The organism is Brenneria populi (assembly GCF_036016195.1).
Classification (GTDB): Bacteria; Pseudomonadota; Gammaproteobacteria; order Enterobacterales; family Enterobacteriaceae; genus Brenneria; species Brenneria populi.
Window position 1 is genome coordinate 1 of sequence record NZ_JAYWTM010000042.1, and the last position, 7,010, is coordinate 7,010.

Genomic DNA, 7,010 nt, shown 5'->3' on the forward strand with positions numbered 1-7,010 from the left:
GGTTAATCATCATTAACGGGCAGACAGTAAAGCACCGCTGCCGGCCGTTTTTCGTGAATCAGGGTTATCCATTTCTGGCATTCATCAAGTTGCATAACACGCTCGGAAACGGGAAGGGCGTCGCAGGCATCGTGCCCGCATGCGCTGACGAGAAGAAGGAAGCCGATAATCATCTTCCACACCCCAGAAAAATCAAGGCTGAAACCCCGATAAGCAAAATAATTCCGAGAGTGTCAATGTCGGTAATCATGCTTCACCGTCCTTATGCTTCGGAGCGGCGGTGAGCATGGCCTTATCAATAGCCTGCCTGACCGTCATAACTGGATAATTACTGTCGTTGAGCATCATGGCGCTCCTCTGGAAATTCGCGTCAAGTTTCCAACCGTAAGATGAGCCGTGATATTCATTGAGCCTTTTGTTCTGAGCGTCCAGCCAGTCAAGTCGCTTAGTATCAGCTGAACCATCCGGTATTACCGGAGAGTTCGGTAAAAACTCAGACTTGAAATCAGAGATAGCTTTGTCATGCGCCTGTCGTTGCTCTGGAGTCATTGCCTCCAGCACCACAACGTTTTCAGCCCGATTATTCAAAGCGAGGAATAGCGTCGTTGTTGGGCAACCCTTTCCGATCCTCACCCCAGGAACCAAAAGCACGTCGCAGGGCAATTTATCGGGATATGCTATCGCTTGTTCGGAATTACCGGGCAACTGGAGCAAAGATTTCAGCGCGGCTCTCGGCATTGCCGACCATGCTAGAAACACATCCGGTCTATCATCATCTTCGGTCGGTAGCGAGTTTTCGATCTCGTCCAGAGCGTCAGACAGGGCGTGGGCTGACTCATACGGGACAACAACCGATGGCTCACCATCAACTTCCATCTGACAGCCGTCGTCCATTACCTCGAACGCACAGCCGCAGACTTTGAGAAGCATTTCAATCACACGGCGATGTTCTGCTGTTACAACGCTAATCGGCAACATATCAGGCTTGCTTACAGGTTGAGACTGGAGCATTGCGACGCGGCAGGCGTTCCAGCCAGCCGCATAACAACGGCGAGGATCAACGTTTTCGGCAAACGTCCAAGCGGGAACGCCCTTGCATTCATCCGGCGCAGCCAGCGGATGGCTTGCACGTTGCTTAAGCGCTTCGATAGCCTCGAAAATCTGTAACGGCTCACCGTCAACGTCATCCTCTGAAATTTCCAACAGTTCAGTAATGGTAGCCAGCGTTTTACACGCTCCTAAAAACTCGTCTTTGTAGTCCCGTACTAGCTGGCTTGCCGCTGCTGGAACTGGGCGGGCGTTGGGATGCAGTGCGCGGTATGATTGAATTTCAGCTTTGGCGCGCCGCCACGCATCGTGATCGCGATCTGATATGCGAATAACTTCTTCTAATGCTGCCAGAAGCTCATCCGGCACCACTGGCGGCTGGCTTGTTGGCAATTTAGTTTTCCAGCCGTGGAACCACATAAACGCACAGTAAGCCGCCACGTCACGCGGATCACCTTTTGCAATGTGCTGATGGAAATGCGATTGGCATTGCGAAGGCCAGCCGTCACGTTTCCAGTCAGCGTCGTAACCGTATTTGACTTGCGCTTTATAGAGTTTTTCAGCCAGCGCACTAGCGAAATCAGTTACCAACTTTGCAGTATCAGGATGCAACCCAGTAGGCATTACTGGCTGACTTGGCGGAACAGGCGCGGCGTAGAGCGGAGTAACTGGCAACCCAGAACGTCGAGCGTAAGATTCGATCGTGTCAGGGTTGAATAGGATTGCCTCTCCGGCTTGCCACGCCGCCGGCTCCTGATTTTGCAGTTCCAAGATGACCCTGGCCATTTCTCGCCCTTCAACTTCTGACTGACGTACAGAGCCATATGCGATCACTTCCAGTCTTTCTTTGCTGATGTTCATGTTATTTAGTCCTCATAGCTCAAATGCCAATTGCGGCATGAAGCGGTCTTTATCTGCGTCCCACAACAACGCGCTGGCGCTGTTCATTGATTCGATACGCTCAACGAGCACAGCTGCGCGCGTCTCTTTGCTGGCCGGCGCATACGCTGATTTCTGCCAGGATTTATCGATACCGATATTGCGGGCCACGTTTGTGCTGTCAGCTGACGACAGCGGGATGTGGCGGAAAATATCGGCATTGAGCATCCGTAGTCCGTGCAGTTTGCAAATTGGGTAGCCGTTCTCATCCACAACATGCCGGATTAAGTCGCGCAGGCGAGCCACGCAGCGGCGCGGTCGCTTTGCGTCGTATTCGCCCATGCTGCCGATAGCTACGCGCGGGAACTCGTTGCAGAGTCGGATAAAACGCTCGTCGGGTTCGTTCATGTGCCACACGGGTGCGCCGATGAATTTACCGTGCGGCCATTCTGCTATCAGCGCATCGTTCTCCTCACTGCTGCCGCCGATAACGTCCGGGATAATGGCAAACGCAAACCGCGGGTGATTAGCCCAGCGCCCGACAAACCGGTAATACTCGCTCCAGTCCACCACGCGCTTTTTCGTCCAGAAACTGAATGCGCCATTATCCAGGGCAAATGACTGCGTCACCTCACTCGCCAGCGCTAACTGACCAGCATTCGCGAAACTGATAAACGCGTGCCGACCCTTCCACGCCTTCAATGCACAGGTGTCGGGCGTGATTGGCCCACCGTGGAAGTGGATCATTCAGCCTCCATCCGCCGGAATTCGATAACCCACACCCACGGGTTGGCGTCCCAATTTTCAGAGCCGTATATGGATTTCCAGAGGCGCCCAAACACGTCTGAAATGCTCTCGCCGCTGTGCATCTGCGCCGTAGAGACACCCTCCGCCAGTGCATCCGAATCGCTGATATCGTTTAGCCGCTCAACGCGCACATCGGTAATTTCCAGCGTGATGCGACTGGCCCAACGAGGCATGTGGATTGACGGACGCCAACCGTGATGCAAGTTACCTTCAAGATCGCAGTATTCTGGCCTTGCGCCACCATTAGCGGCGTATTCGCAGTACTCGGGAGTTTCGAATTTTTCAGAATAAGCGCGGTACTCTTCGAATAATTCCTCAGAGACAAGCGGTCCCTGAAACGTTTCCCGCACCCACAGCCGGTCGCCTGGCTGACCGTGCGGACAAAGCATTGGTGCCAGTCGGCATGAAACGCTTGATACTTCACCATTGCGGCCACGGACAACCGGGTTAACCACACCCCTTTCATGGTCGGTCTTGATAACACGCCGCGTCTGCGTCTTCCGCCCGTCGAGAATGGCGCGAACCATTTCGGCATTGAAAATAATCGGACGCTCTTTCATCATTCCCCCTCCACCTTAACGTCGGCGGCTTTGACGAAAATAACCCAGTGCGTTTTGTCGCTCTTACCCGTCCGCTGAGTGATTACCGGCCTTTCGTCAGTAAGAGCCAGAATCTTGCCGGTCGGTATTTGCGTTTCGTTCCACTTAAAAATCAGCACGCCCGACGGACGCAGAACACGGAACGCCTCACTAAAGCCGGCACGCAAATCATCGCACCATGTGTCAGGGTTTAGGGCGCCGTATTTCTTGCGCATCCAGCCGTTTTCGCCAGCACGCTCCAGGTGCGGAGGGTCAAATACGACAACAGGGAATGATTCATCAGCAAACGGCAACTGGCGAAAGTCGGCGATGGCGTCCGGGTTAATAACCAAACTCCGCCCGTCGCACAGCGTGTGCTGTTCTTTTCGGATATCAAGGAACACCGCGCGCTCGTCGGTTTTGTCATGCCAGAACATACGGGAACCGCAGCACATGTCGAGGATTTGGATCATGACGGCACCCCGCACATCTTCTGCAGAGAACGATGATGGTTCATCACCGTAGCAACGTATGACGCATTCCGATTTATTACTTCGACGGAATAGGTTTTATTGGCTACGCGAACACGATAGGTTTCGCTGTTTTTCCGCCGCGCATAATTGCCGTAGCGCTGCTGGTGGTGTTGCAAGGCAGTTTTAGCCGCCCGGCGTTCCAGTGGGGTTAATTCCCCCCTAATGATATGGCGCATGAGATAAATCTCCGGGTAATAAAAAGCCCCGCTGGTGGCGAGGCTCGTTATTTGTCGATCAGATTGTTGTAATCGTTGTGAGTGAGTAATTCCCAGCTTGTGCCGTCGCGTGACAGCAGGCGCCAACGTTTATTAACCCGTAGCGTTTGGTATTTCTTGCCGTGCGTTCGGCGGGGAGTCACTCGGCCGGTGCAGACCTGCCTTAACAGAATATTGGCCTTTTCTGAAATCCAAAGCGGGGCTTTATTCTGGCTGAGGTTCATTCTGCTGGCCCTCGCTGTAGTCTCTAAATTCGGTGAGGATTTTCATCACCTCATCTTTCACGCCAGCAGGCAGCATCAGATAGTCACGCAACCCGTCCTGGCTCACGATAGGGGTAGACTTATAGACCAGCTCAATCAAGCGTTTGGTTTTCGCCGCAGCGAACTGTGGTTTTGCCAGAGATTTGGTGATTTTCTTCTTACCAGCAGACTCGGCTTTTTCCATCAACTTCGAGATAACTTTGTCGGCATAAACTCCGTGTTCACGGGTTATGTCGATAGCTAAGGCATAATTAATTGAGCCAGTCCTAACCAGGCTTTTGATATACGGCGAACATTCTTGATGTAGTTGCAAATGCTGGAGAATGTCGGACTCGGAACGCTTAACTTTTTGTGCAATCTGCGAGTTAGTCCAGCCCTGATTAACCAGCCGCTGATAGGCTGCGCCGCGCTCGAGCGGGGTAAGTGCCAACCCCTGTGAGCTGGTGACCATGAACGCAATCTTGTCAGCCTCGGTGCCGACAAAGTCCTTACATTCAAGCCTGAGCACTTCGCATCCGGCCTCATTTGCAGCCAACGCCCCAAAATAGCGGTGATGGCCATCAATGACTTTCACACCGCGTTCTGTCACTTCTACGGCCAGCGGCGGGATATATTCGCCGGCGATGAACGCGTCCCTAAACTCTTCGACGTGGCCTTGATTCAACTCACGGACGTTATAGCCGTCCTCGGCATAAATCTCTTCCAGCGGGACCAAGTGGGTTTTTCTAACAGTGATACCAGTTTCTTTACTGGCATAGCGTTGGTTTAATGTGGCCATATTTATCTTCCTGTCGGGTAAATGCTTCACTATGCGCACACAGGGCGCGCATAAGGCTGCACTTTTCATGGAGAAAAGGGACGGTTAGATAGAACCTTCGTAAACCGGGATGGTTTCAAGGGCGTTTTGCAGTTCAGTAACGATTTCGCTGAATGCGTGCTCGACGATCTTTTCCGGGTCGATCAGCTCGTACCAAAGGAACAGTTGGCCCTCTTTGATGCGGTAGCGGAAACGAGCGTCAATCTGGTACGGATTGCCGTTGTGGAATGGTGCGATGGCCAGGCTGATTTTTTCCGGTAGTTTAGTGTTGCCACTGCCGGATTTTTCGTCGCTGTAGCTCATCTGGAACGTGCCGTCATTCAGCCGTTTTACCGACTTGAATTCAGATTTGCGCGTTTCCGAGAATGCCAGGACCATTTCCAGCAGTTCAACGCCGGACGGGCCTGCATACGAATCGCTAACCGGCGCAATATCACCGATGTGTTTTTCGATAAATTCCCCGAATTCAATCTGCCGCATAGCGCTGCCATCCTGCGATGACCACTCTTCCCACTCTTTGGAAAGTGGGCAGTCATAGATAGCCCGGTGGCTACCCCAGTTAGGAAGGCCCGCGTTTTCGTGATAGTCCAGCACAGCCACAATCTTTGTTTTGGTGTTGTCAGCAAAGATGGCGGTGCGCGGGTCTTCATATTTTTTAACGTAGGCAATCAGCGACGAAACGGAAATCAGGTTAACGTGCTGCCGGATTCGGGATGGTTGGTTCTGATATGCCTCTAATGAGGCAACATCATGCCCGCCTGGAACAACAGCTACAGGAATGTCCGTATCCGGCGTATGAGCGGTAATTGCCAGATCACGAATTTCAGACACGGCAGAGCCGTCAACAATCTGTGACATAGATATTTTCCTTGATTGTTTATTTATGGGGGAAGGTTAATTTTCAGGACGAAAAGAGAGAAAATTAACTGTTGGACTGCAACTTGATCGGGGCGGCGTTGTTTTTGGTTTTGATGACCTGAAGGTCCATCTGAACCTGATCAGGATCATCACGCAGCAGGTCGCCGTCCGCGGTAGAAAACATGATGGTATCGGCCAACTCAAGTTTCGGCTTATTGAACTTAACGTCCGGCGTGACCTTGATTGTGTCTTCCGTGCGGCTGTTCAACATTTCGCAGTTAAGCGTCAATGTGACCGAACCTTTTTTGCGAGTTTCCCGAACCGCTTGAATAATCATTGCGAGGGTTTCGGTTAATTCAGCGTCCAGAGTGCCTTTATTGATATAGGCAATTTGTTGGCTGAATGGTGTGCATTTATTTTCAGCATTTTCAGACATGTCATTTTCTCCTTTCACACACAGAAGCAGGGGATTGCTTCTCTCTGTAAAAAGGGCGGTCAGCCGCAGAACATTATCTTCATCCTCCGTAGTTGGGTTGGAAGAACGGTGACCGCCAAAGGGATTTAACAAGGGTATGTTGCGGTGGTTACCACAACGGAAATAGCACTGCCGGTGTTCGAATTGAACGAACCTTTTCCCTGCCCAACCCTTCCAACTTAATGGAACTGTTCGGAATTGAACCGACACTTATGCCTTGCTCGTCAATGCTATTACCTGTTGTGCGCCGGTTACGAATCCGGCGACGCGAAGCCGCGCCCGGTTATGCCCTGGTGAAGGCGAAAATTATGCAAGGGTTATTCAACTTCTACGAATTCTCCGGCATCATTCACGGAATACTTAACACCGGACTTGATTCCGTTTTCTCCGGCGTACGCAATGGCAAATCTGATTTTCTCTCCGTCGTGATACGGAACGGCGGCGCAACCACCTTCACCAATAACGATGTACTCAACTGAGCTCGCGGCGGCGATAACAGAATTTCCCCCTGTAGCTTCGATTTGCGCCCAGTCACCAG

9 protein-coding genes and 2 pseudogenes are annotated in these 7,010 nt (G+C 52.0%); 1 reads left to right on the forward strand and 10 read right to left on the reverse strand.

From position 1 onward, the window contains the following. Window positions 1–284, forward strand: a 284-nt coding sequence (locus VSX58_RS21480) for a hypothetical protein (protein ID WP_327619868.1), incomplete at its 5' end; no start/stop codon positions are given. Window positions 285–1,440: 1,156 nt separating this feature from the next. Here VSX58_RS21480 and VSX58_RS21485 read toward each other — a convergent pair. From VSX58_RS21485 to VSX58_RS21530, 10 genes and pseudogenes are all read right to left on the reverse strand, one after another. After that, window positions 1,441–1,677 (reverse strand): annotated as a pseudogene (locus VSX58_RS21485) (hypothetical protein); the annotation flags it as partial. 243 nt (window positions 1,678–1,920) lie between these two features. Further along, window positions 1,921–2,673, reverse strand: coding sequence for a hypothetical protein (locus tag VSX58_RS21490; RefSeq protein WP_327616195.1), 753 nt, complete (start codon window positions 2,671–2,673; stop codon window positions 1,921–1,923). Beyond that, entirely contained in the window at window positions 2,670–3,293 is a 624-nt protein-coding gene (locus tag VSX58_RS21495; RefSeq protein ID WP_407654911.1) for a morphogenetic protein, read from the reverse strand. Before VSX58_RS21495 ends, VSX58_RS21490 begins: the two co-directional genes overlap by 4 nt. Beyond that, entirely contained in the window at window positions 3,293–3,784 is a 492-nt protein-coding gene (locus tag VSX58_RS21500; RefSeq protein ID WP_327619863.1) for a class I SAM-dependent methyltransferase, read from the reverse strand. The genes VSX58_RS21495 and VSX58_RS21500 overlap by 1 nt, the downstream gene beginning before the upstream one ends. Further along, window positions 3,781–4,020 carry a DUF4060 family protein gene (locus VSX58_RS21505; RefSeq protein ID WP_327615849.1) on the reverse strand — a complete coding sequence of 80 codons (240 nt, stop codon included), beginning with the start codon at window positions 4,018–4,020 and terminating at the stop codon, window positions 3,781–3,783. The genes VSX58_RS21500 and VSX58_RS21505 overlap by 4 nt, the downstream gene beginning before the upstream one ends. Before the next feature lie 47 nt (window positions 4,021–4,067). Next, on the reverse strand, window positions 4,068–4,283 hold the full coding sequence (locus VSX58_RS21510) for a ParE family toxin-like protein (RefSeq protein ID WP_327619864.1): 216 nt from the start codon (window positions 4,281–4,283) through the stop codon (window positions 4,068–4,070). After that, a complete protein-coding gene (locus VSX58_RS21515) occupies window positions 4,264–5,100 on the reverse strand; it encodes a ParB/RepB/Spo0J family partition protein (RefSeq protein ID WP_327619865.1) in 837 nt (278 codons plus the stop codon). The genes VSX58_RS21510 and VSX58_RS21515 overlap by 20 nt, the downstream gene beginning before the upstream one ends. A gap of 84 nt (window positions 5,101–5,184) precedes the next feature. Next, entirely contained in the window at window positions 5,185–5,997 is an 813-nt protein-coding gene (locus VSX58_RS21520; RefSeq protein ID WP_327619866.1) for a YfdQ family protein, read from the reverse strand. Window positions 5,998–6,061: 64 nt separating this feature from the next. Further along, window positions 6,062–6,433 (reverse strand): hypothetical protein, encoded by a 372-nt coding sequence (locus tag VSX58_RS21525; RefSeq protein ID WP_327619867.1) that lies wholly within the window; start codon window positions 6,431–6,433, stop codon window positions 6,062–6,064. A gap of 356 nt (window positions 6,434–6,789) precedes the next feature. Then, window positions 6,790–7,010, reverse strand: a pseudogene (locus VSX58_RS21530) (protein YdhT); the annotation flags it as partial.